This window comes from Pseudomonas sp. USHLN015, assembly GCF_037153275.1.
Classification (GTDB): Bacteria; Pseudomonadota; Gammaproteobacteria; order Pseudomonadales; family Pseudomonadaceae; genus Metapseudomonas; species Metapseudomonas tohonis.
This window is the reverse complement of record NZ_JBBCKP010000011.1, coordinates 39,286-62,532: the sequence shown is the minus strand read 5'-3', so window position 1 is coordinate 62,532 and position 23,247 is coordinate 39,286. Positions and strand designations below refer to the sequence as shown.

Here is a 23,247-nt window from a genome sequence, read left to right as displayed (position 1 = left end):
CCGCTCCTTAGAACTCGGGAAGCGCGATCGCGTACGCCTCAAGGCGCTGCACGGCGCCGACCACAAAGGCGGTGCTGCTGAAGTTCAGATCCGCTCCGGCGATCGCTACGTTGCCCTGGATGCGCACTGCCGAGGTAGAGGCCTCACCAGTATCGGCAGGCAGCACGAAGCGAAAGAACGCTGCGGTTCCAGCAACGTTGATAGTCCCGCGCCAGTCCTCGACCAGGTTCTTGGTGATCACACCACCCGGAGCGTCCGCCTCCCAGGTGAGGCCCGCACCGGTGTCGGTCTTGATCGTCAGCAGCAACTGGTTGGAGGAAGCGATCGCAGAATCGACGCTAGCCGGTTCGGGGCCGGAGTAGATCCGCAGCTCGCAACCGTTGAGAGCAGTGCGCAACGGCGCTACGGCAAGCAGTGCACGGCGCAGGCCGGTGCTGAATTTCAGGCTCATGTCAGTCTCCGCGGATGACGATGTCGTTGAGGGCGAAGGTGTTGATGGTTCCAGCCACCACCGGCAACGCCACAGGCAGCGCCAAGGCCGCGAGGAAATTGCCACCAGTAGCGGCGTCCCAGATGCCGAGGTGCGTCACCGAGTAGCTCGCACCGGCGCCGGCGGCGCTGAATACAACGTCAGCGCTGTTGCGCGCACGGTAAATGGTCCCGGACAGGCTCTTGACCAGGGTGGTGGACTTGCGGCCGTAGTTGGAATCGACGCCGCTGCCCACCTCGTTCGCGCCGGTCGCGCCCGGGTCACCGGTATGCGCCGAAACGTACTTGGTCGAGTTGGTGAACAGCAGGTCGATGATCTGTTCGCTGGTATAAGTCGGAGTCGACATGAGGGCCTCACACCACGTTCGTGGGAATCAGGGACAGTTCTGCGCGGACGCGCAGCACCTGGCCGGCCTCCACGTCCTTGGGGGAGCTGAAGCGCGCAACCGACAGCAGCATCCCGGTGTTGCCACCCTTCTCCGCGCTGGAGACCAGGAAGCCACCGTAGATCCGTTTGTTCTGGGTGGACGTGAACAGGGCGCGGCTGGCGGCGTTGGTGATCAGGCCGTTGGTGTTTACGCGGTTCCACAGAGGGCGGGCCGTCTCGCTGTAGCCGACGAACTCGCCGATGCTGCTGGGCAGGTCGGAAGCCAGGGCGCCGGCTACCGGCAGATAGTTGTTCTCGAAAAGGCCGACGTAGAAGGTGCCGATCGGCGAGGTGTCGCCGAACATGGCCTGGGCCATGTAGTTCAGGCCGGCCAGCGGCACGAGGTTGTGCTCGTACCACTCGTTGACCAGGCGGCCCTCCTCCAGCAGCTCGAAGTGGAAAACGAAGCCGAATCGCACGGCGTCAGAGTTTCGGGCTTGCATCATTCAATCTCCATGTCGAAGGAGTCCTCGACGCCGAGGGTGTTGGGGGCCACCGCCCCCCTCATGGTGGTGACCAGCATCTGCAGGCCGTTGTTGTCCACAACGCCGGTGGTGGCGTAGGCGGCCAGGCTGGGCGCGTAGCGCATTTGTTGGGGCAGGCTGACGGAGCCATCGACCTGAGCGATGGCGGTGCCGTACTGCGTCATCCAGGCGGCCTGGCCACCTGGCAACGTCACGCCGCTCCCGCGCACAGCGCCGAAGCCGAAGACGTCGCGCTGCGACGAGTCCTCGGTACCAGGGGCCATCAGCAAGTAGGTGCGCTGACCGGCGGCGACGAAAATGCCAGCGTCATTGGCGGCCACCATGTCGATGGCGGCGCCGTACTGGATAAAGCCGAACGCGGGGTTGACCAGGTGCGGCGCGAATGGCTCGGTGATCCAGAGCGTGGAACCGACCACAAGCACCAGGCGACCCTTATAGGTGGCGACCTGCATGGCCACCGGCGGCTGGACGAGGTTGGCAGTGGTCAGCCTGGCGCTCGAGTCGGTGACGCTGGTCAGGCTGAAACCATCGGTGTGCAGGTCCGACTGCAAGTAGAGCGTCTCGCCATTGGTGGCGCTGGCATAGACCCGACACAGGACAGCACCGGCCGGCGCCGTCCACAGCAGATCGATGGAGCCCGGCGCATCCAACGTGACCAGCATCGGGGCGGCCCCCGACTCTGCGCCGAAGCGATCCAGAGCAGTCACCGCTACCCGGTAGATACCCGCCGGCAGGTTGCCGCCGTTCAGTACGACCCGGGGCATGATCTCGGGCAGGCCCCAGGGTCCAACCTGGTCGCCGCGCACTCGGATCATGTCGATGGCGGAGCACAGGAAAGCGTCGCCGTTCAGCTCGGCGCCGCATAGGCCACCGGTGGCGGGTGCCGTACCGATGGCCCGGAGTTCGTTGGTGGTGGCGGAGTACTGCAGCAGTTGCCCGCCAGCGGCCACCAGCAGCCCGTCGCGGTACGGGACGGCGCCATGGGCTCCGCTGAGGTCGGCGACCTTCCGTTGACCAGCGCGCTGCTGCAGGCCGCCGCCGCCCACCGGGTCGAGGTTGAGCAGGTCACGCACCTGCTTGGGCGGAATTCGGTCTACCTGGGCCAAATTGTTCATGCCCTCGGACCAGTCGTCGATGCGAACCAGTTCAGGCATGGCTACCACCTGAATCGGATGGGGCCAGAAGCTGCCGAGCGGCGCAGCAGGCCAGCCTCGTAGACGCTCTGGCACTCGCTATCGAAGATGGCCCGGGCAGCCAGCGCCTTATCCGGGTCGTACAGCTCTCCGTCCTTGTCCATGTAGGCGATGTAACGCATGTAGTGCAGTAGGTGCAGGCGGTAGTCGAGCGGTACGTCGGGGATCGTCGAGCCCTTGTTCACCTCGCGCAGTGGTTTGCGCACGACGGACAGCACCAGGGTGCCCGCCTCGGCCGGAGCCGGCACGATGCGCATCTGCCCCCTCACCACATCCGCGATCAGGTACTGGGGGTACCCGCTGCGCGGAAGACGAGAACGAGGAATTACGCCGGGCGCCACGACCTTCAGGTCGCGATCGCGCGGGGTGACGATGGAAGCCTCGACGATGTCGAGGACCGACTCGGAAAGCGGCAGATCGCGCTCGCCCGCAGCGAAGTCGGCCTCGATCTCGTCGTATACGATCTTGGTTTGCTCGCAGAACGCCGCCAGCGCCCCGTTCACGGCCCGCACGAGCTTGTCGTCACTCCACAGGTACGGAGCAACGGCATCCTTCTCGTCTTCGCGGAAGGCCTTGATCAGGTCGCTGACAGCGCTCAGGGCCACGATCAGTCGTCCTGTTTGTCGTCGAGGCTTTCCTCGAAGATCACCCAGGCGGCCTCGAACTCGTCACGAGTCACGCCGAAGCCTGCCTGTTTCTTCAGGGCGTTCAGGTTCGGTCGGCCGTCGCCGTTCAGCTCGCCCTCATCCTTGCGATCGAGGATGGCCTGGATGGCCTCCACGATGATGGTGGTTTTCTGGCCTTCCGGCGGTCCGCCGTCCTCGCCCAGGTCCACGCCGACGATGCGGCAGCCATCGGCAATCGCGTCCTTACGGAAGCGCAAGGGAACACTGGTGCCTTCCTTGTCATCGCTGGGATCGACGAGGTAGATGACGATGGAGTGGCCGTCGGTGCGGCTGATGTGGTACAGCTCCTGGCCCAAGGGCGGCAGGAAGCGGAGGTTGTCTTGACTCATGGTGATGCCCCTGTGTTGGGAGAAGGAAACAGGGGCCGGCGGACCGGCCCCTGGCCAGGTCAGCCCTGCGTCCAGTCGGCCTTGCCGGTGTCGATGTACTCGACGAACAGGCGGGCCTTGCCGGTGGTGGCCACAGCGCCGGTGCTGGCGTAGGTCACGGTCAGGAAGCCCTGGGCCGGCATTTCGTAGCCGGTGATATCCAGGTCCTTCTTGCCCATGGTCTTCAGGTCCACCGGGGTGGCGGAGTAGCGGTCGTCATCGGCCGAATCGCCCACCTTCGCGGTCGCAGTGGTCGCGGCGTTGAACACCTCGTCCACGACCAGGAAGGCGCGGGTGACGATGGCGCCGGCCGGCAGCTGCACAGCCTGCTGCACTGCGCCATCGGAGAAGTTCGCCAGGGCGATCGACTGAAGGGCGAACGCGATGACTTGGCGGTTGTAGTTACGGGAGATGCTCATGGTCTTCGCCCTCAGCCCAGGAAGTGGTCGATGGCGAGCACGCCGAAGTCCTCGACCGACTTGTCGTAGATCGAGTAGAACTTCGGCTTCAGCAGCCCGAACATCTTGTCCACGGAGATGCCGACCTTGGAGTCGTAGTCGAACTTCTTCTCGACCCACTCCGGCACGCTCAGGTCAGCCATACCCAGCGCCTGCGCACCGCACAGCAGGGTGCGGGTGCCGTTGACGTTGCCGTCGGCGCCCCACTTGCTGCCGGCTGCGGCGCCGGTGGTGCTGTACACCATGCGGTGTTCGTGGAGGATCGCGCCGTCCACGGTCACGGTGCCGCCGGTGAAGAACGGACTGTTGGCGCCATCCTTGGTAGCGATCGCCACCACCGCGCGCAGGTAGTCCGCATCCTTCTTCAGCTGGGCCAGGGTGCCGGGCTTCACCAGGAGCACGTAGTACTCCTTGCCACCGGCCATCAGCGGCTTGATGTAGTGGTCCTTCGCATAGGCGACGGCGTCCACGATCATCTTGTAGCTGGCGGTGAAGGCGCTGGTGATGGCCGCGGTGCTGCTGACCACGAGGTTGGTGCCGTTCCACATCAGGTGGCGCTTGGACGAGGGGGCAGTCACGTCGGCGGCGAAGCTCAACTGAGGGAACGGCGATTTCTGCCGCGGGCTGCCGTCGGTGTTGAAGGCATACGAGATGCCCGACAGGGTCAGGAAAGCCAGCTGGTCGATACGGTTCGAGAGCCAGTAGGCCAGGCGGCTCTTGGCCTGCTCGCGGAAGTTGATGACCGTCTTCTGGTCGGCGAGCTTGCCCTTGTTGCGCACCTGGTGGGAGATCAGGTCGATGCTCAGCTCGACCTCGAAGTTCTGGATCTCCTCCTCGTTGCCTTCGCGCTGGTCGTCACCGATCACGCCGTCTTCGACCAGGTCGGCAACGAGCTGCATGATCACCCGCTCACCCTTCTCGGTCTGGGTCAGCTCGGTGATGCGCTGGATCATGGCGCCATTGCCAGTACCCAGGAATTTCTTGATGAACATCTGGTCGCGGGCGGCTTCCCACACATCGCGCGACCAGACGATTTTCTGCTTGGCGTTCAGCCGCGCAAAGTTGGTAACGGACATGGCCGTCTCCTATCGTCGAATTGCTGTCGTCGGGTCTGGGTTGTGTCGCCACCCTGGCGAAGACGGGCTGTTGGGAAGTGCCCGGGAACTCGGTGCAGGTAACGCTCTGCAGGCGATAACGCCGTGTCTCGGCGAGCGAGCAGCTGGAGGTTGCTGCGCTGGTTGAGGAACAGCCCCGGCTACACCAGCCCGGGGCTTCCCCTCACCTCCACGGGGCCTTCCGCTGGCCCTCGGTGCAATGCGTATGTAACTGGGGAAGCGCCGTCAACGGCTGATGTAGTCCCCGCGCGCACGTTTCTTGTCCTCGGCAGAGAGCTTGGCGTAGTCCTCCTCCGACATGTTGGCTATGTCGAGGGTGGTACCACGCTCACCCACGCCGGGTGTCAGCGGCGGAGTTTTCTCATCACGCTTCAGGTTGCGCTCGATCTGCTCGGGGGTAAGCCCCACGCCCTTCTTCGGCTCCTTGCCGACCTTGACGGGCTCAGCGAAGCGCGGACCCACCTTGGCCACGGCCATCGCTATTGCTCTGGCGGGGGTTTCACCCTTGGCCATGTAGTAGTCCCGAAACGCCACGACGTCCTCGATCGCTTCCATGTTGGGGGCATCGCCTTCGATATCGAGGAAGGGGAACTTCTCGTAGGACTCCTTCAAGACAGCAGGCACAGCGGCTTGCTGCTGTCGCTGTGTCTCCTCTTGGGTGCGCTGCTGATACAGCTCTTCAGCACGTTTCTGAGTCGCCTCCTCGATCTCCTTGCGCTCTTCAGCACGGATCTCGCGACGGATTGCCTTGGCCGCGGCCGCATCACCTTCGAGGATCGCCGCGTTGTAGCGGTCCTCCGCATCGTCGAAGTCGAAGGCCTTGGGCTTGGAGTCCTCGTCCTTCTTCGCCGGCGCGGAGCCCTTGGCACGAGCCAGCTCCTCCTCCAGCTCCAGGCGACGCCGGCGCTCTTCCTTGAGGCTCTCGTTCACTTCGTTGAAGCGCGAGTGCGGTACCGATGCGGACTTGCCGGCACCGGCGATCTTGGTCAGGGCATCTTCGTCGAAGTCGTCGCCCTGATCCTCGTCGCCCTGGTCTTCATCGTGATCGTCGTCATCGCCGGAGTCGTCGCCATCCTCGCCCTCTTCCAGTTCAAGGTCTTCGTCCTGGTCAGGTGGCAGGCTGGGGTCAACCTCGTCACCGCGATCTTCCTCCTCCTCCTCTTCCTCCTCTTCCTCCTCGACGTCGGAGCCCAGCAGTTCGGGGTCCGGCTCGTCGTACTCGGAAACAACGCGGCCAGCGAGAATGGCCAGGGCCAGGTCTTCGCTGGCGTGCTTGATGCTCATCGGTTTCATGGGTGCCCCCTTGGGTGGTTAACGCTTGCTGAGCTTTTGCAGCTCGGCGAGTTTTTCATTGGCCAAGCGCCGCACAGCCGCCATGCGCTTGGGGTCCTTCTTGATTTCTTCAGCCCTGGTCAGGGTTCTGAGGTCATCCTCGATGCGCCACTTGTCGCTCTCGTCGACCTGCGGTGCTTTGCCGGCTCCTTTACTCATGCTGCGGCTCCTTCAATGCGCGGGGTTTCGATGCCGGCGTTCAGCCCTACAGCGGGGTTGGCCGGGGTGATTGGGTTCGTGTTGGTGGGCAGACCGCCGCCGATGCCCGGTCCGTTGTAGGTGGGCACGATCGGCGCCATGTCCTGGTCGACGTAGCCGGCCGAGCGCAGCAGGGCGTCGGCCAGCCCAGAGGTTGCGGGATTGATGGCGATGGTCCCGGCGGTCTGGATCGCGCTGTACTGCGATTCCACCGACGTGTTGACGGCCTCGTTGACCGTCTTCCGGGTCTGGGCCTCGGTGAGCTTGACCTTGGCCTCGGTGAGCGGGTCCACCGGCGGCTGGCCCTGCTGCTCCATCGCCTCGAGGATCTCGGTCTTGTCGGCCAGGTTGCTGTGGCGCACCACGAACTGCGGCGGAATGCGGATACCCTTGTCGAGCATCTCGATCAGCTGCAGGAACTGGCTGTTCTCGAAGGTCACCTGCAGCGGCACCTCGGTGATGACCACGTCGTACTCGCCCAGGGTCAGGTCGTTCAGCACCGAGCCGTCGTTCGCCGGGTAGTTGAGGTAGAGCTCCTCCGTCCGCTCCTTGCCGTTGGGGTCATGCTCGGTGATACGGACGATGCGTGGCTCGTCGTAGAAGCCCTGGATCAGTTCCAGCGCTCGGTTGGCCAGCAGCGCCCGGGTACGGCCGAGGTTGTCCAGCGGCACAGCCAGGCCCTGCTGGGCAGCGAACTGCTTGGTCTGGATGGCGATACCGCTGATCTCGCGCCCTTGGCCACCGCCCATTGCGTCGTTGATACCGGTGGTCTCGTCCACCAGCCCAGAAGCCCTGTCGATCACGCGATCGACGCCAGTGGGCACCTGGTTCGGCTGGATCTTCCGGGGGATTTTTTCAGCCGGCGTGTCTTGCTTCACCACCACGTGGAGCCCGGTTTCGGCACCCTTCTCCGCGATGTCTTCCTCGCGCATGTTGGCGAGGGTGTTGGCCCAGCTGATCCAACCGCTGTTCGCCGTGGTGTTGATGATGTGCAGGAACTGGCTCAGCGACTTGTTGAGCATCTGCTGCGGACCGATCGCGTTGTCGACCAGGCCTCGCGTCTTGCCACGGCGGAAGAAGGGGAAGTACGGCACCACGGTGAAGTGGTTGTAGGGGGACCAGTCATCGTGAAGCGTGGTGCACTGGGTGCTGACCACCCAGCGGACGCGGCGCATCCGGCGATCTGCCGGCACAACCCCTTTCAGGTTGCTGATCTGCTCCGGGGACAGGTGATCAACAGGCCGGATGTCGCCAGTGAGCGTGATGGCCACCTTGCGCCTGACCATCTTCCAGAACTGGCGCTCGATCAGGCGCACCCGGCGGCTGCCGTCGGACAGCTGGGTAGTGCCCATCCGGTCGGCGAAACCGGTATCGTCGTTGCCGAACTTGTTGCGCTCCTCGTCGTCAGCGTCCTCCCCGAAGTCGCTGTCGTCGGGCTTCTCCTGCTCAACCTCGGCCCGTGCGTTGGTGCCGTAGTTCTCCTCGATCTCGTCGTAGGTGAGCCACTTGGCGATGGTCACATCGGACCAGCCGTCTGGGTCGTAGGTCTTGGCGTCCGGGTCCGGTATGACATCCAGCGGGTCCAGGTCCGTGATCTGGATCTCGCCGAGGATGCTGTCCTTGTAGACGATGCGGATGTCGTAGAAGCCGCGCTGCTGGATCAGGCCATCGGCGAAAACCTGCGTCTCGGTCCAGTGCAGCTTGTTGTTGTCCGCCACCTGCATGATCAGCTTCGACAGGGTGGTGGCGCGCTCCTGGTCGGCATCGCCGCCGCGCGGACGGAAAGCGATGTCCATCCGGTTGTGGATCTGGTAGCCCATCGCGGTGTTGATCTTGCCTAGGATCTGGTTGAACTCGAACGCCGGCCGACCGCTCTCCTTCAGCTTCTCCACGTCCTCCGGGTCCCACTGCAGACCACCACCCAGGTACATGCCTTCGTTGATCTTCGCCTGACGGCAGTAATGGCGGTGGCCACGGTTGCGGCCGTACTCATAGCGCTGCCAGTTCTGGCGCGCGGCTTCGTTACGGTCGATCGTTGAGGGCTTGGTCGCGGTCGTCATCTCATCCACTCATGGCAGTTTTGCGGCCTCGGGAAGCCAGGTACTTCCGCTTCCACGCGGGCACCTCTATGTCACTGGCAGCGATTGGCAAGGCAAATGTGAGGGCAAGAGCATCACCGGCATCCGGCGACTTCCCGGTCTCCTCCTTGATCTTCTCCTTGGGGTCCAGCTTGATCTGGCCGTTGGAGCTGAAGCGGTAGCTGGGCGCTGTCAGGTCGCTGTGCAGGCTGTCGTCGTCCGGAATGGATGGTGTGATGAGGTCGTGCAGCCAGTCGGCCAGCAGCCCCCACATCTCGGAGCGCTTGTTGAAGTACTTGCGCTCGTCGATAGGCTTGCCGCCGAAGTTCACGGCCGTGACGCGGTCGCCGTAGCCCAGCTCCACTAGGCGGTCATAGATCCCGGCGCCGAGGCCGCCGATGTCGATGAACACCATGCGGATGGTGTGATCGTCCTCGAGAAGGCGGACGATCTTGCCGACCACCGCCATGGTGTCGAGGCCGTTGACCTTCTCCAGGCCCCAGGCCTTGCGCCCCTGCCGGTGGATGATGGCCGTATCGTCGTCGCCGAAGCGGGCCGGGTCGACGCCTACCACGTGGGCGCCGATCGCCTGCAGGAGCTTCGGGTTGACCTTCCGCGCCTTCTGGACGCGCAGGGTCTGGATCAGCGCCTTGTGGCCTACCTTGGTGAATGCCAGGTCCGGCGTGGCGGGATACTCGGCATTGAAGCGGTCGATGTCGCCGGCGAACTCCGAATCGATCTTGGCGCGGCGCCAGGCCATCTGCTCAAGGTCGAGGCCGAAGGTCTCCATGTACTCTTCATCATCGGCGTCCATCTCGAAGTCGGCCGGCACGGCCCGGCGGTATTCCTCCTGCACGAACCACGGGATGAAGATGGCGATGAAGTCGCCCTTCTTCGCCATGGCCATCACCCACATCTTGTGGAACAGGTTGCCCAGGCCGTCGGCCGTCGACTCCAGAATCATCTCGCTGCCGGGCAGCAGCGGCACGGTCTGGCCCAGGCCGGCCATGATGTCTTGCGCGTTGGGCCAGAACGCCACCTCGGACCCGTGCAGGTACTGGACGGTGTCCGAACGACCAGCGTTGCGCGAGCCGGCGGTGGCCACGGCATAGCCGCTGCGCAGCTTGGCGAAGTTGAGCTCGGTACCCGAGTTGTTCTTCGTCATCGGTCGCAGGGTGTCGTCGCTCAGCTCGAAGAAGGTTTTCACCATGCGGAAAAGGTTCTTCGTCGCCGAGTCGAGGTGCGTCAGGATCATGGTGCGCTTGCCGAAGCGCATGCTGGTCCGCTTGAAGAAGCGGGCGCCGGTGTAAGTGCTGACGCCCTGCTGTCGCCCCTTCAGCACCAGGGCGCGCACCCAGCCGGAGTGCTGCAGCTGCTCTTCGACTCGAGCGTGCAGCATCCGCTGAGCAGCGTTCCACACGAACGGGACGATGGTCCCGGCCTTCGTGCGGATCTTCAGGTTCTTGGCGCAGTAGAGTTCGTCGTCCTCTAGCAGGCGCGCCAGCATGGAATCGGCTGATGTCATCAGGTGCCCCAGGTGCGATGGGGCTACCGGATGTCACTGGGTTACAGCTGTCTAGCCTGTTGGTCAGCGGACAGTTGCGATGGCCACCAGTCGCGTCAGGCGAAGCGATCGCGACGTGGCGCCGAGCGCCTTGGTGATGCGCGCCCGCTGCCGGAATGACGCAGGGTTGCCGCCGATGGCGAGGAACAGGTTGATGCGGTTGCTGGTGAACACCGAGCTGGTCCAGGTGCTCAGCTTCGCGACCAGGTCGAATTGCGAGGTGCTGGCGTTCCAGGTGTAGGTGATTTCTGCGTCAACGGAGACGCCCGCTGATGGGGTAATGCCAGTGTCGACGCTGACGATGCTGCCGGCCGCGTTGATGTAGTTGAACTGCCAACGCCCACTGTTCACGTTGTCGGTGTAGGAGAAATACGCCATCTCGGCCGGGCTGCCGTTCGGGTAGTCCAGGCCTGCCTGTACAAGATAGCGGTTGGTGCCGTCGCTCAGGTTCGGCACGGCCAACGCCGCCGACCAGTGAATCTCCTGCATCGACCCAACCTGCACCGGTGCCGTGAACGTGCCGAAGTTCGTGCCCTGCCCCTTGATCCCCGCATAGCCGGTGGTTGTCGTACCGGTATCCAACTGCAAGATGGTGCCGCTGGTGGTAGCCGACACCAGCGCGCTGGTTCCCGTCACGTCCAGGACGTGGTCAGCGATGTCCGCGTAGTCGTTCCAGGTGCTGGCGGTGTAACCCAGGCGCATGCTCAAGACACGCGGGTTGATGAAGCCTGCCGCCTGCCCGAGGTCAGGGTCGTTGAAGTTGAACGCATAGCCCAGCACGCCGGCCAGCACCTTGCCGCGAAACGCTGCCTTGGTTGCCATGCCACCGCCCGAGGAAGTCGCCGCAATGGTGACCTTGCCGGTCGTGACGTTGTAGTCGACGGTGACCCCACTGCCGGCGATGACGCTCTGGCTGGTGAGGTACTCCAACCAGTCAGCCGGGAGGACGCCGTTGACCGTGCCCCTGGTGAACCACCGAGGGGTGATAGAACTCAGCTCGGCATACTGCTCCACCGCATATGCGCCGGCCCCCTGAATGTAGGAATACCGGATGTAGTACCCGTCCTGGGTGGTGCCAGCCGGCTTGCCACGGTTGGAGGCCTGCACTACCCGGGCATGCGTCGGCGTCGAGGCGTTCACGTTGGTGTTGTCCAGGGGAAGGTTGCCACCCCAGCCGGTGGAGTTGGTAACCGTGACCTGGCCAGTAGACGAGTTGAAGGTGAGCGCGATCCCGGTCCCCTGCACCAGGCTGTTATTTGTCAGGACCTCATACCAGGGGGTGAATGCTCCAGTCGTCGGCGCAAACACCCTGTTGGCGATGCGGCTGAAGTTGCTGGACCCGCCGTAGATCATCTGCGCCGAGTAGTTGCTGCCGGCCACCTCCATCACCTGACGGCCCTGGGCCCAGCCAGGCGGCAGGTTTAGGAGTCCCGACGCCGGGGTGATGTACTTCCCGCCAGCTCGGTAGTTGTTCAGCTCTGGGTCGGTCATGACCAGTTGAACGCCAATGCCGAAGCCCCCGATGCCGACCATGGAACCGGCTGTGGCATCCAACGGCGACGTCTGTTTCACCAGGTCGTTGGTGCGCCAGAGCCGCTCGCTGGTGGTGTCCGTGGCCGAGGTGGTTGCCTCTCGCACCGCCGCGGTCCCCAGCCCCAGAACCAGCCGGGCGGCGGCGGCGTCCGCTGCCGCGATCAGCATCCGGCCGAAAACGGTCAGGTCGGTGAGCGCCGCCGCTGTTGATGACGTGAAATAGGCCAGCTTGTTGGCCGCGCCGGTCAGCGCCGCCAGCGCGCCCAGACTGTCGGCCTTGCGCTGGTAGTTGGACGGATAGGCCACCACCGTGCCGGAACTGTTGGTGACGTAGATGTCGAAGCCGGTGTCGACGCGAACGTAGTAGATCGCATCGGCTACCAGTTCCGCCGGCAGCGCCGCGACTACCTTGATCTGGCTGATCTTGGCCATGGGGTCACCAGTTCGTGCCGTTCCATTCCGCCGGGATCGGCGAACCGTCGAAGCGCAACAGCCCGCCAGCCTCGCTCAGCTTGTCCAGCGTGGCCTTGTTGGCGTGGCTGTGGGTTGCAGCCACCGCGCTGTCGATCTGCGATGGGGTGCTGGTGGGCTTGCCCTGGATGGCCGCCCAGGTCAGGGTCACATCCATCGACTCGTACTCGGCCACCTTGATCCAGCTGGTGGTCACTGGGTTCCAGGCATACAGCGCGGCCCCGGCCGTCACGGTCGGGTCTGCCGTAGCATCCTGTACCAGGGCGAACACCGGCCCCGTAAGGCTGCTTTCCAGTGCGTCGCGTGCTGCGATGTCCGGGACGAACAGCAGCGGCGCCCCCGAGCTGGGCAGGCTGGACAGTGCCGCCGTGATCAGCGCGTTGATCATCACGCTGTTACCGATCGCCTTGGCCTCGCCAGCGCTGTTGGTGAGGTAGCTCTCCGCGTAGTTGGCGTTCTGCACGAAATACAGCGAGTCGGGCTCAAGGCTGCCGGGCAGGCTGGTCACCTTGTGGAATTTGATCTGTGCCATGTAGGCCTCCGTTACCAGTTGAGCGCGGCCCAGCTGGCGGGCGCGGCATAGAGCCCGTTCGGGCGGGTTTCGAGTTGGTTGTCTGCATCAGGACTGATGGCGACGCCATCGGTACCGTCGTTGCCCTTCGGCCCCTGCAGGCCGGCCAGCACCACGAAGCGGCGCCCGGAATCCCAGGACATAACCTGTGGCACTGCGCTGGCGACCGCGACGGCGATGGAGCTGCTACGCGCCACCAGTACGGCGCCAGGGCGAGCGCGCACCACCAGGTGGGCCTTCATACGGTGACCTCGCCCTCGACGGTGATCGGGCTGATAGCGGTCACGGCGTAGACGCTGCCGTCCGGGGCGATCGCCTCCAGGTCATAGACGGCACTCGACCAGGTCAGCGCAGCAGCTTTCGCAGCGTCCACGCGCAGCAGGAAGCACGCCCGGGCCACGTCCACCACAGCTTCGCCGTCGGGGTTCTGGCTCGGGTCGCTGTCCCAACTGAAGAGCGGAGCACCGGCAGCGCCTGCCTTGGCGCGAGCCTGGGCCCGGCACCGCCAGCCCGTCAGGTCCACCGGCCGGTTGAACACCACCAGGCCGTTGCCTGTGTAGTCCTTCCAGCAGTGGGCGTTGACACGGTTGAATTCGATGGTGTCGGCGTCCACCACCTTGGTCTGGTAGTAGGGCTGGTCGTCGTTGGGGTCGTTGTTCAACTCGTCCGGCTGCTTGACGCACTGCACCTGCACCGGCCAGCCATCCGGGATCTGGTGCCCGGTGATGGTCAGCCGCACAGGCGCTTTGACCGGCATGGCCTCGATCGGCAGGAACACCAGGTCTTCGTCGGCGTAGAGGAAGGCGAACTCGGCGGTCTTGCCGCGGGTGATCTTGAGCGGGATCTCAGGGGCTTCAAGCGCCATTGCCGGCCCCCTTGCGCTTCGCTCGCACCTCGGCGTCGATCTCGCGCACTTCGGCCTCACTCAGGCCCTTGCCCGGGTGCAGCACTTCGGAGAGCCAGGAGAGAAGACGGATGCCGTTGTAGGTCTTGCCGTCAGGGTTGAGACACGCCTCGACCATGGTACGGGCGTCGCGCGGATCGGAAGGGATGGGCATGGGAGCGGCCCCTGTCGTGGGTGGGTGACAGGGGCGACGCTATGTCACTGAAGAGTCAATGCAAGCATCTGGCTTGGATGGCGAATTGCCAGGTAGTACGCTTCAACGACCTGACATGGAGTCTGTAAATGGCAATGCATCCGAACGCTGAAAACGCACTTCGTGCGAGATTCAAGAAGGTTATCGAGAAAGCAGACATATCCGCTGGCAATTTGGCAAAAACCTTGGACTGGACAGAGCTCAACCCGCTGGCTGAACAGTTAGCCAAGCTCAAGTCAGAATTTATCACATCCTCCGACGCTGTAAGCTTAATTTACGATTACGTATATTCTCTTATTCCACCAGAAAACCAAATAAGCGCTCCGCTAACGGACCTAATACTCTCAAAGGAAGAAGTTACCGAAAACTTCATTCAGCTTATCAATGAGATCCCTTTCAAGATAAAAGTTTCCTTTCCACTCCCGCGCTTGGCGGTTGGCCTTTTTAACGGAGCACGAGTATCCGAAACAGAGTGGTTTGAAATAAAGAAACTCAAGAACAAGACCAGCAACATAATGGAGGACTGCGTTTACTTCACGACTATTGTCGAGGGCTATTGGGGCGACAGTTTTGACTCTCCGACTCCACGGGAGTCACTAGCTCGCCTAAAAATTTCCATTCAGTTCCTCTTCAGCGATGACGTTGTTATGCCCACAAGGCACAGCGTTGCTGGAATCGTTTTCGAGGAACCCGCTTCTCAAATGGACGCACTCGTTGAATACACGGTCCTAGGCAGGCCTGTGTCCACCAAAACGGAGCTTCCTCAAACAATTAATGAGTTCGCATATTTTCTACGTCGCTCGCCTAAGAACTTTTTCGAACAGACCAGAAAGACGGATCAGTTTAAAGAAAGATTAGAACCTTCTTTATTGCGCTTATCCCGTTTCCTATCAACTACAAATCCACATTCAAAACGAGTAAAAGCTGCTGCTGAATGGCATATCGACGCCCTTGCGAACCACAGCGACACAATGGCATTAATCCAATCCTGCATAGCTCTAGAGTCATTGTATGGAGACGATAGTTCAAACGGGGGCCTTACAGAAACGCTAGCGGATCGCTGCGCCTATTCATTGGCGACAACGCATGCGGAGCGCGCAAAAATAAAAGCCGAGTTCAAGGAAATCTATCGGTTGCGGTCAAAAATCGTGCATGGCGTCGTGAACAACTTGAAGCCAGAGGAAACTAGTCATCTCCGCCATGCAAAACGACTTCTTATCGCATCTATTAAGAAAGAATCGGGGTTGCTCTAACCAGCCTCACCCAGCAGGCGCTTCAACCGCTCCTCGTAGGGTTCCTCGTGCTCTTGCTCGTCGAGGTTGTACGCCTGCCGCTCCAGCGGGATGAGGTTCTTCATGGCGGCCGACAGGTCGCGCAGTACGCCGGCATGAGAGGCGAGGCTCACCAAGCGCATCAGTTGAGTGCGCCTGCGAGTGGTCTCGTCGTTCTTGGTTTCCTCCTCGATGGCGTCCTCCAGCTCGGCGCGGTTGGTGGCAGCCTCCTCCAGCTGGCCGAACAGCACGCTGACCAGGCCCTGGCCTTTGGCGATGTCGCGCCGGTGACGGTTGACCACCTGCACGTTGGTCTGCACGGCCACTTCGATGTCTACGTGCGTAGGGGCGTTTCCTGCGGCGGAAACAGTGTTTCCATTCGACGTTTCCGCCGCCTCTTCCTGAGGCTTCTGGACCAGCAGGGCCGCACGTGTGCGCTCCCGCACCTCCTGGCTGGCATCCTTCACCCAGCTGCCAGCGCTCGCCTTCTTGGAGATGGCCCCAGCCGTGGTGCCGTGCTTTGTCGCCAGCGCTCGCAGCGACAGCTGGCCCACACGGTAGTCGCGCTCGATCGCTTCCCAGTCGATGGTCTTCTTACTGCTCACGGTCCTTCACTCCTCAATCGAACCAGCCGCTGGCTTCCTGGCCACAGCCCCTGCACCGAACCACCGCCACCACCTTGTCCTTGGCACGGACGATGTAGAACAACGACGAACCGCAATCGCAGGTGAACAAGGCGTCGCCAACGCTCGGGCCAAACGGATACCTGAACAGCCCACAGTGGGTACTGCACTCCGGGCATTCCAGCTGCAGCTGCCCCACAGGCGCCACAGCCACCCACTCGTGCCGGCAGCGCGTGCAGAAGGCATCTCCAGTGGCGTGTGGCGCACACCTCGGCGGGAACTCCAGCACCTTGCTCATGACTCCCCTTCTCGCACTACCAGCGCCTCGGGCTGCGTGGCCACGGCCTGGATGGTCTGGCGGCGCGCCTCCTTCAGCAGGCGGTTGTTCGCGACGATGTGCTCGGCCATGCGGCCGGCGGCTTCGATGATCAGGTCACCCAGCTGCTCCAGCGGCGCCTGCACCCGGCCGTCGTTCACGGTCACCAGGTCCTCCTTGCCCTCGAACTGGACGTTGAGCTGGATGCGCCACTTCATGCCGCCCGGGCGCACCACGCCGAACGGGCGAGCGATATACAGGCGGTAGGTGCCGATCTTCGGCTCAACGTGCTCGAGGAACAGCCGGCGTGCGCCATCCGGGAACACCAGACCCACGGGCTGGCCCTGGATCTCGGCGGCCACCTTCTCGGCGGCCTGCAGCAGTGCGGTGCGGTCCATCAGGCTTTCCTCTTGGCGGCGAAGTAGGCGTCTTCCAGGGCTTGCCGGCGGGCGGCTTCCCGCTTGGCGTCGCGGCGGGAGCGCCACAGGTCGGTCTGGCTGGCTGCCCAGCGGGCCATATTCGGGTGCATCCGGTATGGGTGGTCACCGGGCTCCGGCTGCGGCTCATGCATGCTCGCCACCAGGTACTCGGCCACCTCGTAGCGGCCCTCCCCTGTGGCGTGGTCCACGAAAGACCTGGTGACGATGAAGACGGTGTGCCCGGCGCGCAGCTCGCGTGCCAGGTAGGTGCGGCGGTTCGACATGGTCTGCCCCCTTGTCGTTACTGGTTGTTGGTGGCCTTCACGGCCTCTGCGAGACCCTGGTGGCGCCTCTGGCACTCCAGGTACTGGCCCGACATCTCCACGTCGGCCAAGGTGAGTTCTGCGGGGTCGCCCGTTCCGTCCTCAGCGATCGGCACCGGTCGAAGATCCGGGCACGGTTGCAGCAGGGACTGGTCCACCAGCACGGGCGGCGTTGATGTTGCGCATCCAGCCAGCAGGCAGGCGGCAAGCAGGGTCCATCGGCTCACGGATGACCTCCTGGCGGGTCTTCTGGTAGATCGTGGTGTTGGTGACGCGGATCTCGGCGATGGCCTGGTTGGTGGACGCGGCCACCTGGGCAACGACGCTGCGCGCCAGGGCCTGCTGGTCGAGCTGCGCCTGCAGGCGGATCGCCTCCTCGCTCCCTTCCTTCCAGCCGCGCACACTCCAGCCGGCCGCGGCCGCCAGGCAGGCGATCAACACGTAAGCGGCGAGCCGTATGCGATCGATCGTCATGGCCACCACCTGCCGCCCCAGCGCGCCAGCACGAGCAACACGGCATAGGTCAGCCCGCCAACCAGCTCCGCCCAGCCCAGCGCAGTCACATCGTGCATAGCTCGACCTCCCCCTGCCGGCGCAGCCAGAGCCCGCCGCAGTACGGTTGATCGGTGGAGCAGTCGATGCGGCGGCCGTCTCGGGTGATGAAGCGCCACTGCAGCAGCGCACGGCAGCCGGCGGCCTGGTTGCCTTGGTTGAGCAGGCGCACCGCGGTGGACTTGCCGCAGGCGGCGTTACCGACGTTGAAGCACCAGCTGCCCACGCCGGCCCAGGCGGGTTCGCTCATGGGCACCCGGATGATGCTGTGCACGTAGGCCAGGCGCTGGCCGATCTCGGTCTGGCGCCAGGCGTCGCACTGGGCCTTGGTCATGACAGTGTCGCGGGTGACGCCGGCCGTCTTGCCGTCGCACACGGTCCAGACCCTGGCGCCGTCCTGGTAGGCCTTCAGCTCGTACCGCTCGCCGCTCTCCTTCTCCCGGATGAACTGATCCATGATCTGCGGCGCCGACGCGCCAGCGGCCACCAGGGCCAGCACGGCCGCGCTCAGCGCCGTGCGCTTCCTACTGCTCGTCATCGTTGCGCACCTTCGGCTGGGCCACGAGGCGGAGGAGCACCCCGGCCAGCATGGCCAGGGCGGTGAGGAGGATGCTGGGCAACAGGCCCAGGTTGAGGACGGCGCGGATCTCGTCGATGAAGGGGCTGGTGGCGGCCAGCAGCGTCAGGGCGACGATCCACCACACGCTGTACATGCGCCAGAAGCGGCGCCATTGCGGGATCAGCTTCATTTGCACTTCCCCGTGACGGTGCACTCCAGGCGCTGTACCTGGCGCTCCAGCTCGTAGGTGCGGCCGGCGGCGGCCTTGTAGTCGGTGATCTCGCGCAGCACGAACCACTGCAGGGCGCCGAACAGCACCGCGCCGACGGCGACGCCACCCATACAGCGGTTGAGCCAGCGCGCGGCCAGGTCCCGGGCGCCATGGGCCACCTGAAAGGCCGAATCGAGGTCGGCGCGAATGCTGGCGATCGCCCGCTCGTTGCTCTCCTGGGAGCGGCGGACCTCGGTGTCCAGGCGGTCGCTGCGGTCCTGCAGACGCTGCATCTGCAGCTGCATCTGGATCACCACGTCCATCTTCCCGCCGATCTCGGAGACCACGCGGTGGAGGCCTGCCACCTCCTGGTTGAGCAACGCGAGCTCTGTCTGCATGTTCGGGTCGTCCACGCTGGGCGTCCTTGCGAAGTTCGGATGGCCGGACGCTATGTCACTGGCCGGGCACCGCAACCCTTGCAGTGCGCTTTCCGGTTACAGACCGTCGCCCTTTCACATCCCGGGCAACGGCCCAACAACACGAGGAAACGACGATGGGGCAGAACATCGACAAGGTGGACGACGACGAGTACTTCGCGGTGACCGAAGCAATGGCGGTCTTCGGCGAGCAGCAGGAGCTCTACGGCAGCCGCACCTGGTTCGGCGTCAGCCTGGCCGACGACGGCAGCGAGGTCGCGGCGCTGGGCGGCGTGGTTTCTCCGGAGGCACTGGATCGCCTCGAGGCCCTGCTGGCCCAGCTGCGCGAGCAAGCTGTGGAGGTGCCGGCCGGGGAAGCGGTCGTGCTCTACCTCATCCCCGAGGCTGAGGGCTGATCGCCCGGGGCTCAGTCGTTGAACGACGAACGCCTGAGCCCCGGTTCCAGTGCTTCCCTCCAGTTGCTGCCGCGGTACCGGCGCTGCCGCACCGTGCACCACTTCAGCCCCCGCTCCATCGCCCAGGCCAACGCGGTCATCTCCTTGTCGTCCAGCCGCACCTTCATGTCCGCGGCACACGTCATCGCTTCCTGACGCATCTCCACCCCTCCCCTCACTCGATAGCAATCGCCTTTTCCATCTCGCGCGCCCGGCCCTGGTACTGGGCCTTGATCGCCTTCAACTCTTCGATCGAATAGCGGCGGGCCTGATGAGGCCCTTCCAAGGCCTCGACGCGCTCCAGGCCGATCTTCTCGATCAGGCGAGCGCGATAGCCCTCTGCGACGGTGCGGCCCTTCTGGGCGTACTTGCTGGATCCGCCATTGCAGCTCTTCAGTTGCTTGTGGCAGTTGTCCTCGTCGAATCGCAGCTCCGGATGCGAGCCGCGTGACAGGAAGTGGCCAGCGTCCCACTTGCCTCCGGTGAGCCAGTCCTCATCCGCGCCGTAACTACCGCAGCAGATACAGGGATCGTTGCGATCGCGCAGGCGGATGAACTTGTTGAAGGCGGCCTGCGCCTCCTGCATGTACTCCCGCAGACGCTTGAGCCGTTGCCGGGCAGCGCGCAGCTCGCGTCGCTCCACCTTCTCCAGGGCAACTCGCGCTTTTGCCTGCTTGGCTTTCGCATGGATGAGCGCACAGGAGATGCCACAGGCCACCTGCAGGGGCTTCATGGGCACGAACAGCTCCAAGCAGACTCGGCACTTCTTCGGCCGGGGGGCTTTTGAGGCCCTCATCAGGCCACCTCCGAGGGCATCATCTGCACCAAGTCGTTGATCTGGTCCTCGTCCAGGTGCTGCCAGTAGGTGTCGATCAGGTAGCGGCTGATGCCGCGCCAGAACTCGCCGAAGCGCTCCTCGGGCATCTCGTCGAACGCGAGGGACTCCGGCACGCTGCGGGTCACCCGGCCGAGCGTGCCCAGGTCAAACACCTCGTCGGCGCAGCAGACGCCGGCATCGCCCTGGAGCTTCTTGATCACCGAGTGCGCATCCATGCCGGCGAACTTGTCGATGCTCTGCGCCACCAGCTGGCCCAGACGGTGCACCCGGCGGTGGCGACGCTCGTCCCGCGGCTGTTTCAGCTCGGCGCGCACACGGTCGCCGGCGCGATAGCTGCGCTCCTTCAGCAGGAAGCGGTCGACGTCGCTGCCGGCGACCAGTGCCAGGCGGATCTCGCCAGTTTCCGGGTCCGCCATGCGCTTGAATTCGAGATACACCGGACGACCGGTGCGTTTCTTCGGTGCCGCTTTCTTCGGGGCGGCAGAGGTCGCAGCAGCTTCATTGCGCATGGCGATGCTCCTGTAGTTCCTGGATGGTCTTGAGGGCGGCCCGGCGCTTCTTGGCCAGGTCGCGGCGCTCCTTGAGCCTCTCGGCCCTGCGCTCCTCGTCCTTCTGCCCGCGGCTGGTAGCCAGGCCCTGGCGGATGCTGTCCAGCTGTTTCCGGACGTCCAGGGAGAACTTGCCTTCCCCGGCTCGGGCCTCAGCGGCCAGCGCCTCGCGAGTCTTCTCGTCAGTGGTCAGCGCCAGCAGGCCGCTGTCGGCCGGTCCCGCCAGCAGCCCAACGATGGCGCGGCCTTCGGCGGTGATCTGCCCGACGGCGTGCTGGGTGATCAACGCTTGCGCCTGGGGCGCCGGCAGCCGGCCGAGCCGCTCGGCGCTCTCGATCGCGGTGACGCGCCGGTCGGCGTCGTGCCCCAGGGACAGCGTCCACTTCAGCACCGTGCCCACCTGCCGTGCGGTAGTGACCAGCCGCTCGTAGGTGGCGATAAACGCCATGCGGGCGCCGATCTTGTCGCCGGCGCGGAAAACACTCTCGGCCGAGGCCGCAGCCTGCTGGATCTCCGGCGTCACCAGCACCGTCTCCGCCTCGTCGTAGCTGGTCATGGCGATCGCCCAGGCCTCGTTCGCCTCGGGTCGCCCGTCCTGCGTCACCAGGTGGCGGATCACGTTCTCCGGAGTGAGGCGATGGCCGGCACGGCGCAGGGCCGCCAGCGCCTCAGCCAGCGCCTGCTCCTCATAGATTCTCAAGTCCGCGACCATCAGTGCTGCCGCACGCGGCTGCAGCTGCTGGTCCAGAATCTCGGCCGTGGCGTACAGGGACGCCAGCAGCTGCTCCTGCTGCAGTTCGCTAAGCATTGCCAGCCCTCGATGCACGTAGGATTTCCAGGGCCTGCTCTGCTGCGGACATGTTCGAGTCGCTGCGCTCAGCCTGGCGAGCCTGGGTATGGGTGATGGGGTTCTCGGTCTTCCACTGGGTGTGGTAGCCCTCGGCGTTGGCCAGAAGGGCCTTCAGCGAGTGGCACCCACGGATCACGCTGGCATCGTTGACCCGCAGGACGAAGAACGCGGCGACCTTGGGTGCGTCAGCCTGGCCGAGGCGATCCACCAGCTTGCCGAGCATTCCCCCGACGGTGGCGTTCCACACCGGCCAGGTCTTGTGGCGGTTGCGGTAGGCGATGGCGTAGTTGGCCCAGGTCCTGAAGGTCTTGCAGGTGGTGTCCTTCGGCCCAGGCATGTCGGCGGGGATTTCGCAGCGTGGCGCCGGCTGCTCCCCAGCAGGAATGAATTCCGGCTCCGGGGGCTGAATAGGCCCTCCGGTAGAACCCTGATTGGTGCCCTGATCCTTGGTACCCTGATTACTGGTTTCCTGATTTGTCGGAGATTTTTCCGACCCTCTACGGATTTTTTTCCGACCCCCTTCGGATTTTTTTCCGACCTTGCTCGGATTTTTTTCCGACCCTGCCGCCTCTTTCTGCTCGGATTTTTTTCCGAGGTCGGAAGATTTTCCGGGCTCGGACGATTTTCCGAGGTCGGATTTTTTTCCGGGGGGTGTGTACTTCTCCGAGCCGTCTAGCTTGCGGTTCCACTCCTGGCCCTTCGGCGTCAGGCGAAACAGCGTGATGCTCGGCGTGCTGGAAAGGACGAGGACGCCGGCCGCCTGCAGTTGCTTCAACAGCCGGTAAGCGGTGTCCGGTTTGTCGGTGAGCAGCGGCAACTCCTCGAGCACCTTCGCCTTGCTGAGCGAGTAGAAGGTCTCTCCGCCCTGCTCTACCGGAGTTGCCCAACTCGGGCACTCGTAGACGAAGGCGAACATCAAGGCCTGCTGGGCGTTGAGTCCCCACTCCAGCGCCTTGACCTGGTTGATCGTTATGGTGAATTGCATGTCAGCGAGCCCCCACAGCTCGATATCGAGGACGTGCAACGGACTGCCCGGCCGCGATGGGCCAGCATGTGTCTGCATGTCGGTTTGCTCCCTGGATTGGGTGGCCACGTCTGCGGCTCCCGGATCAGTCCTGGTGCTTACGGCGGTAGAAGGGGGTCGCCCCTACTCCGCCGGAACGGACCCGCGATCGCGCGGCGACCTCGGTATCGAGCAGCTGGCCTGCCAGCGCCTCGGCGGTGGTGCCCCGACGCTGTGCTTCGCGCTCCAGGCGTGCGAGCGTCATCTGGTCCAGCAGGAGATCAAGATCAGGCATAGGGCCTCCTTAGACATAGGGCCTCCATCGGGCCTTCAGCCCTGGCTCTGCTCGTCGGTAAGCTCGGCTTCGAGCTGGTCCAGCTGGCTTTCGATCAGGTCACGGCAGAACGCTGCGCGCTGGGTCTTACGGAAACTGGCCCAGGACTTCAGCCGCTCGGCGGTCTCCTCGTTGACGCGGATCTTTATTTCAACGTCGTTGAGGTGCTTCCGGTTCTGGTACATCGCGTCGCTCCTTATGCGGCCCGGCTGTTCTGGGCCTGGTCTTTTTGCTGCAGCTCCACGAAGCGCTCGGGGTACAGCACGTGAATTTCGGTGAGCACGCCTTCGAACACGCGTACCAACTTCTCCGCCATGAATGGCGATGCCCGCTGCTCGCAGCGTTCGATCCTGGAGAGGTTGCCCGTGTCGATGTGCTCCCCCATGTCACGGAGGCGCTGGACGACATCGGCCAAGCGCCACTTCCGATCGATGCGGGCTTTTTTGAGAGGGGTCATGGTCGGT

The 23,247-nt window shown here is 64.0% G+C and carries 35 protein-coding genes; 2 read left to right on the top strand and 33 right to left on the bottom strand.

What is annotated here, in order from left to right:
* Positions 1-7: 7 nt before the first annotated feature.
* The 17 genes from WFQ67_RS22385 to WFQ67_RS22305 all read right to left on the bottom strand — a co-directional run bounded on the left by WFQ67_RS22385 (position 8) and on the right by WFQ67_RS22305 (position 14,026).
* Positions 8-451, bottom strand: a complete 444-nt coding sequence (locus WFQ67_RS22385; RefSeq protein ID WP_337058233.1) for a hypothetical protein — start codon at positions 449-451, stop codon at positions 8-10.
* A 1-nt stretch (position 452) separates the two neighbouring features.
* Positions 453-836 carry a phage tail fiber protein gene (locus tag WFQ67_RS22380; protein WP_337058232.1) on the bottom strand — a complete coding sequence of 128 codons (384 nt, stop codon included), beginning with the start codon at positions 834-836 and terminating at the stop codon, positions 453-455.
* A 7-nt stretch (positions 837-843) separates the two neighbouring features.
* Positions 844-1,362 carry a hypothetical protein gene (locus WFQ67_RS22375; RefSeq protein WP_337058231.1) on the bottom strand — a complete coding sequence of 173 codons (519 nt, stop codon included), beginning with the start codon at positions 1,360-1,362 and terminating at the stop codon, positions 844-846.
* Positions 1,359-2,555, bottom strand: a complete 1,197-nt coding sequence (locus tag WFQ67_RS22370) for a hypothetical protein (protein ID WP_337058230.1) — start codon at positions 2,553-2,555, stop codon at positions 1,359-1,361. The genes WFQ67_RS22375 and WFQ67_RS22370 overlap by 4 nt, the downstream gene beginning before the upstream one ends.
* A gap of 2 nt (positions 2,556-2,557) precedes the next feature.
* Entirely contained in the window at positions 2,558-3,199 is a 642-nt protein-coding gene (locus WFQ67_RS22365; protein WP_337058229.1) for a phage adaptor protein, read from the bottom strand.
* Positions 3,200-3,201: 2 nt separating this feature from the next.
* Entirely contained in the window at positions 3,202-3,609 is a 408-nt protein-coding gene (locus WFQ67_RS22360; protein ID WP_337058228.1) for a hypothetical protein, read from the bottom strand.
* A gap of 59 nt (positions 3,610-3,668) precedes the next feature.
* Positions 3,669-4,067: a hypothetical protein gene (locus WFQ67_RS22355; RefSeq protein ID WP_337058227.1), complete on the bottom strand. Its 399-nt coding sequence runs from the start codon at positions 4,065-4,067 to the stop codon at positions 3,669-3,671.
* Positions 4,068-4,078: 11 nt separating this feature from the next.
* Positions 4,079-5,182 (bottom strand): N4-gp56 family major capsid protein, encoded by a 1,104-nt coding sequence (locus WFQ67_RS22350; RefSeq protein WP_337058226.1) that lies wholly within the window; start codon positions 5,180-5,182, stop codon positions 4,079-4,081.
* A 264-nt stretch (positions 5,183-5,446) separates the two neighbouring features.
* Positions 5,447-6,514 carry a hypothetical protein gene (locus tag WFQ67_RS22345; RefSeq protein ID WP_337058225.1) on the bottom strand — a complete coding sequence of 356 codons (1,068 nt, stop codon included), beginning with the start codon at positions 6,512-6,514 and terminating at the stop codon, positions 5,447-5,449.
* Between the two features lie 18 nt (positions 6,515-6,532).
* Positions 6,533-6,712, bottom strand: a complete 180-nt coding sequence (locus tag WFQ67_RS22340) for a hypothetical protein (protein ID WP_337058224.1) — start codon at positions 6,710-6,712, stop codon at positions 6,533-6,535.
* Positions 6,709-8,811 (bottom strand): portal protein, encoded by a 2,103-nt coding sequence (locus tag WFQ67_RS22335; protein WP_337058223.1) that lies wholly within the window; start codon positions 8,809-8,811, stop codon positions 6,709-6,711. The genes WFQ67_RS22340 and WFQ67_RS22335 overlap by 4 nt, the downstream gene beginning before the upstream one ends.
* Position 8,812: 1 nt before the next feature.
* The gene (locus WFQ67_RS22330) at positions 8,813-10,336 is read right to left on the bottom strand and encodes a hypothetical protein (protein WP_337058222.1); all 1,524 of its coding nucleotides are present in this window, start codon (positions 10,334-10,336) and stop codon (positions 8,813-8,815) included.
* 81 nt (positions 10,337-10,417) lie between these two features.
* Entirely contained in the window at positions 10,418-12,358 is a 1,941-nt protein-coding gene (locus WFQ67_RS22325; RefSeq protein ID WP_337058221.1) for a hypothetical protein, read from the bottom strand.
* A 4-nt stretch (positions 12,359-12,362) separates the two neighbouring features.
* Entirely contained in the window at positions 12,363-12,929 is a 567-nt protein-coding gene (locus WFQ67_RS22320; protein ID WP_337058220.1) for a hypothetical protein, read from the bottom strand.
* 11 nt (positions 12,930-12,940) lie between these two features.
* The gene (locus WFQ67_RS22315) at positions 12,941-13,210 is read right to left on the bottom strand and encodes a hypothetical protein (protein WP_337058219.1); all 270 of its coding nucleotides are present in this window, start codon (positions 13,208-13,210) and stop codon (positions 12,941-12,943) included.
* Positions 13,207-13,833 carry a hypothetical protein gene (locus WFQ67_RS22310; RefSeq protein WP_337058218.1) on the bottom strand — a complete coding sequence of 209 codons (627 nt, stop codon included), beginning with the start codon at positions 13,831-13,833 and terminating at the stop codon, positions 13,207-13,209. Before WFQ67_RS22310 ends, WFQ67_RS22315 begins: the two co-directional genes overlap by 4 nt.
* On the bottom strand, positions 13,823-14,026 hold the full coding sequence (locus WFQ67_RS22305) for a hypothetical protein (protein WP_337058217.1): 204 nt from the start codon (positions 14,024-14,026) through the stop codon (positions 13,823-13,825). The genes WFQ67_RS22310 and WFQ67_RS22305 overlap by 11 nt, the downstream gene beginning before the upstream one ends.
* Positions 14,027-14,154: 128 nt before the next feature.
* On the opposite strand from WFQ67_RS22305, the gene WFQ67_RS22300 reads away from it, so the two are divergent.
* Positions 14,155-15,318, top strand: coding sequence for a hypothetical protein (locus WFQ67_RS22300; RefSeq protein WP_337058216.1), 1,164 nt, complete (start codon positions 14,155-14,157; stop codon positions 15,316-15,318).
* On the opposite strand, the gene WFQ67_RS22295 is transcribed toward WFQ67_RS22300, so the two are convergent.
* From WFQ67_RS22295 to WFQ67_RS22260, 8 genes are all read right to left on the bottom strand, one after another.
* Positions 15,315-15,941 (bottom strand): hypothetical protein, encoded by a 627-nt coding sequence (locus WFQ67_RS22295; RefSeq protein WP_337058215.1) that lies wholly within the window; start codon positions 15,939-15,941, stop codon positions 15,315-15,317. The genes WFQ67_RS22300 and WFQ67_RS22295 overlap by 4 nt on opposite strands.
* A gap of 13 nt (positions 15,942-15,954) precedes the next feature.
* A complete protein-coding gene (locus WFQ67_RS22290; protein WP_337058214.1) occupies positions 15,955-16,257 on the bottom strand; it encodes a hypothetical protein in 303 nt (100 codons plus the stop codon).
* A complete protein-coding gene (locus WFQ67_RS22285; RefSeq protein WP_337058213.1) occupies positions 16,254-16,673 on the bottom strand; it encodes a hypothetical protein in 420 nt (139 codons plus the stop codon). Before WFQ67_RS22285 ends, WFQ67_RS22290 begins: the two co-directional genes overlap by 4 nt.
* Positions 16,673-16,978 carry a hypothetical protein gene (locus WFQ67_RS22280; RefSeq protein ID WP_337058212.1) on the bottom strand — a complete coding sequence of 102 codons (306 nt, stop codon included), beginning with the start codon at positions 16,976-16,978 and terminating at the stop codon, positions 16,673-16,675. The genes WFQ67_RS22285 and WFQ67_RS22280 overlap by 1 nt, the downstream gene beginning before the upstream one ends.
* Positions 16,979-17,119: 141 nt before the next feature.
* The gene (locus WFQ67_RS22275; protein WP_337058211.1) at positions 17,120-17,491 is read right to left on the bottom strand and encodes a hypothetical protein; all 372 of its coding nucleotides are present in this window, start codon (positions 17,489-17,491) and stop codon (positions 17,120-17,122) included.
* An 85-nt stretch (positions 17,492-17,576) separates the two neighbouring features.
* The gene (locus WFQ67_RS22270; protein WP_337058210.1) at positions 17,577-18,107 is read right to left on the bottom strand and encodes a lysozyme; all 531 of its coding nucleotides are present in this window, start codon (positions 18,105-18,107) and stop codon (positions 17,577-17,579) included.
* Positions 18,094-18,318, bottom strand: coding sequence for a DUF7940 domain-containing protein (locus tag WFQ67_RS22265; protein WP_337058209.1), 225 nt, complete (start codon positions 18,316-18,318; stop codon positions 18,094-18,096). The genes WFQ67_RS22270 and WFQ67_RS22265 overlap by 14 nt, the downstream gene beginning before the upstream one ends.
* A complete protein-coding gene (locus WFQ67_RS22260; protein WP_337058208.1) occupies positions 18,315-18,737 on the bottom strand; it encodes a hypothetical protein in 423 nt (140 codons plus the stop codon). Before WFQ67_RS22260 ends, WFQ67_RS22265 begins: the two co-directional genes overlap by 4 nt.
* 155 nt (positions 18,738-18,892) lie before the next feature.
* On the opposite strand from WFQ67_RS22260, the gene WFQ67_RS22255 reads away from it, so the two are divergent.
* Complete coding sequence (locus WFQ67_RS22255) at positions 18,893-19,171, top strand: hypothetical protein (RefSeq protein ID WP_337058207.1); 279 nt, start codon at positions 18,893-18,895, stop codon at positions 19,169-19,171.
* Positions 19,172-19,182: 11 nt separating this feature from the next.
* Here WFQ67_RS22255 and WFQ67_RS22250 read toward each other — a convergent pair whose 3' ends face one another.
* The 8 genes from WFQ67_RS22250 to WFQ67_RS22215 form a co-directional block, all read right to left on the bottom strand.
* Positions 19,183-19,371 (bottom strand): hypothetical protein, encoded by a 189-nt coding sequence (locus WFQ67_RS22250; protein ID WP_337058206.1) that lies wholly within the window; start codon positions 19,369-19,371, stop codon positions 19,183-19,185.
* Between the two features lie 14 nt (positions 19,372-19,385).
* Complete coding sequence (locus tag WFQ67_RS22245; RefSeq protein ID WP_337058205.1) at positions 19,386-20,006, bottom strand: recombination protein NinG; 621 nt, start codon at positions 20,004-20,006, stop codon at positions 19,386-19,388.
* Positions 20,006-20,557 carry a hypothetical protein gene (locus tag WFQ67_RS22240; RefSeq protein WP_337058204.1) on the bottom strand — a complete coding sequence of 184 codons (552 nt, stop codon included), beginning with the start codon at positions 20,555-20,557 and terminating at the stop codon, positions 20,006-20,008. The genes WFQ67_RS22245 and WFQ67_RS22240 overlap by 1 nt, the downstream gene beginning before the upstream one ends.
* The gene (locus tag WFQ67_RS22235; protein WP_337058203.1) at positions 20,547-21,404 is read right to left on the bottom strand and encodes a hypothetical protein; all 858 of its coding nucleotides are present in this window, start codon (positions 21,402-21,404) and stop codon (positions 20,547-20,549) included. Before WFQ67_RS22235 ends, WFQ67_RS22240 begins: the two co-directional genes overlap by 11 nt.
* The gene (locus WFQ67_RS22230; RefSeq protein WP_337058382.1) at positions 21,397-22,431 is read right to left on the bottom strand and encodes a phage replication protein; all 1,035 of its coding nucleotides are present in this window, start codon (positions 22,429-22,431) and stop codon (positions 21,397-21,399) included. Before WFQ67_RS22230 ends, WFQ67_RS22235 begins: the two co-directional genes overlap by 8 nt.
* Before the next feature lie 124 nt (positions 22,432-22,555).
* Positions 22,556-22,744 carry a hypothetical protein gene (locus WFQ67_RS22225; protein ID WP_337058202.1) on the bottom strand — a complete coding sequence of 63 codons (189 nt, stop codon included), beginning with the start codon at positions 22,742-22,744 and terminating at the stop codon, positions 22,556-22,558.
* Positions 22,745-22,779: 35 nt separating this feature from the next.
* A complete protein-coding gene (locus WFQ67_RS22220) occupies positions 22,780-22,968 on the bottom strand; it encodes a hypothetical protein (RefSeq protein ID WP_337058201.1) in 189 nt (62 codons plus the stop codon).
* Between the two features lie 11 nt (positions 22,969-22,979).
* Positions 22,980-23,240: an XRE family transcriptional regulator gene (locus WFQ67_RS22215; RefSeq protein WP_337058200.1), complete on the bottom strand. Its 261-nt coding sequence runs from the start codon at positions 23,238-23,240 to the stop codon at positions 22,980-22,982.
* Between the last annotated feature and the right edge of the window lie 7 nt (positions 23,241-23,247).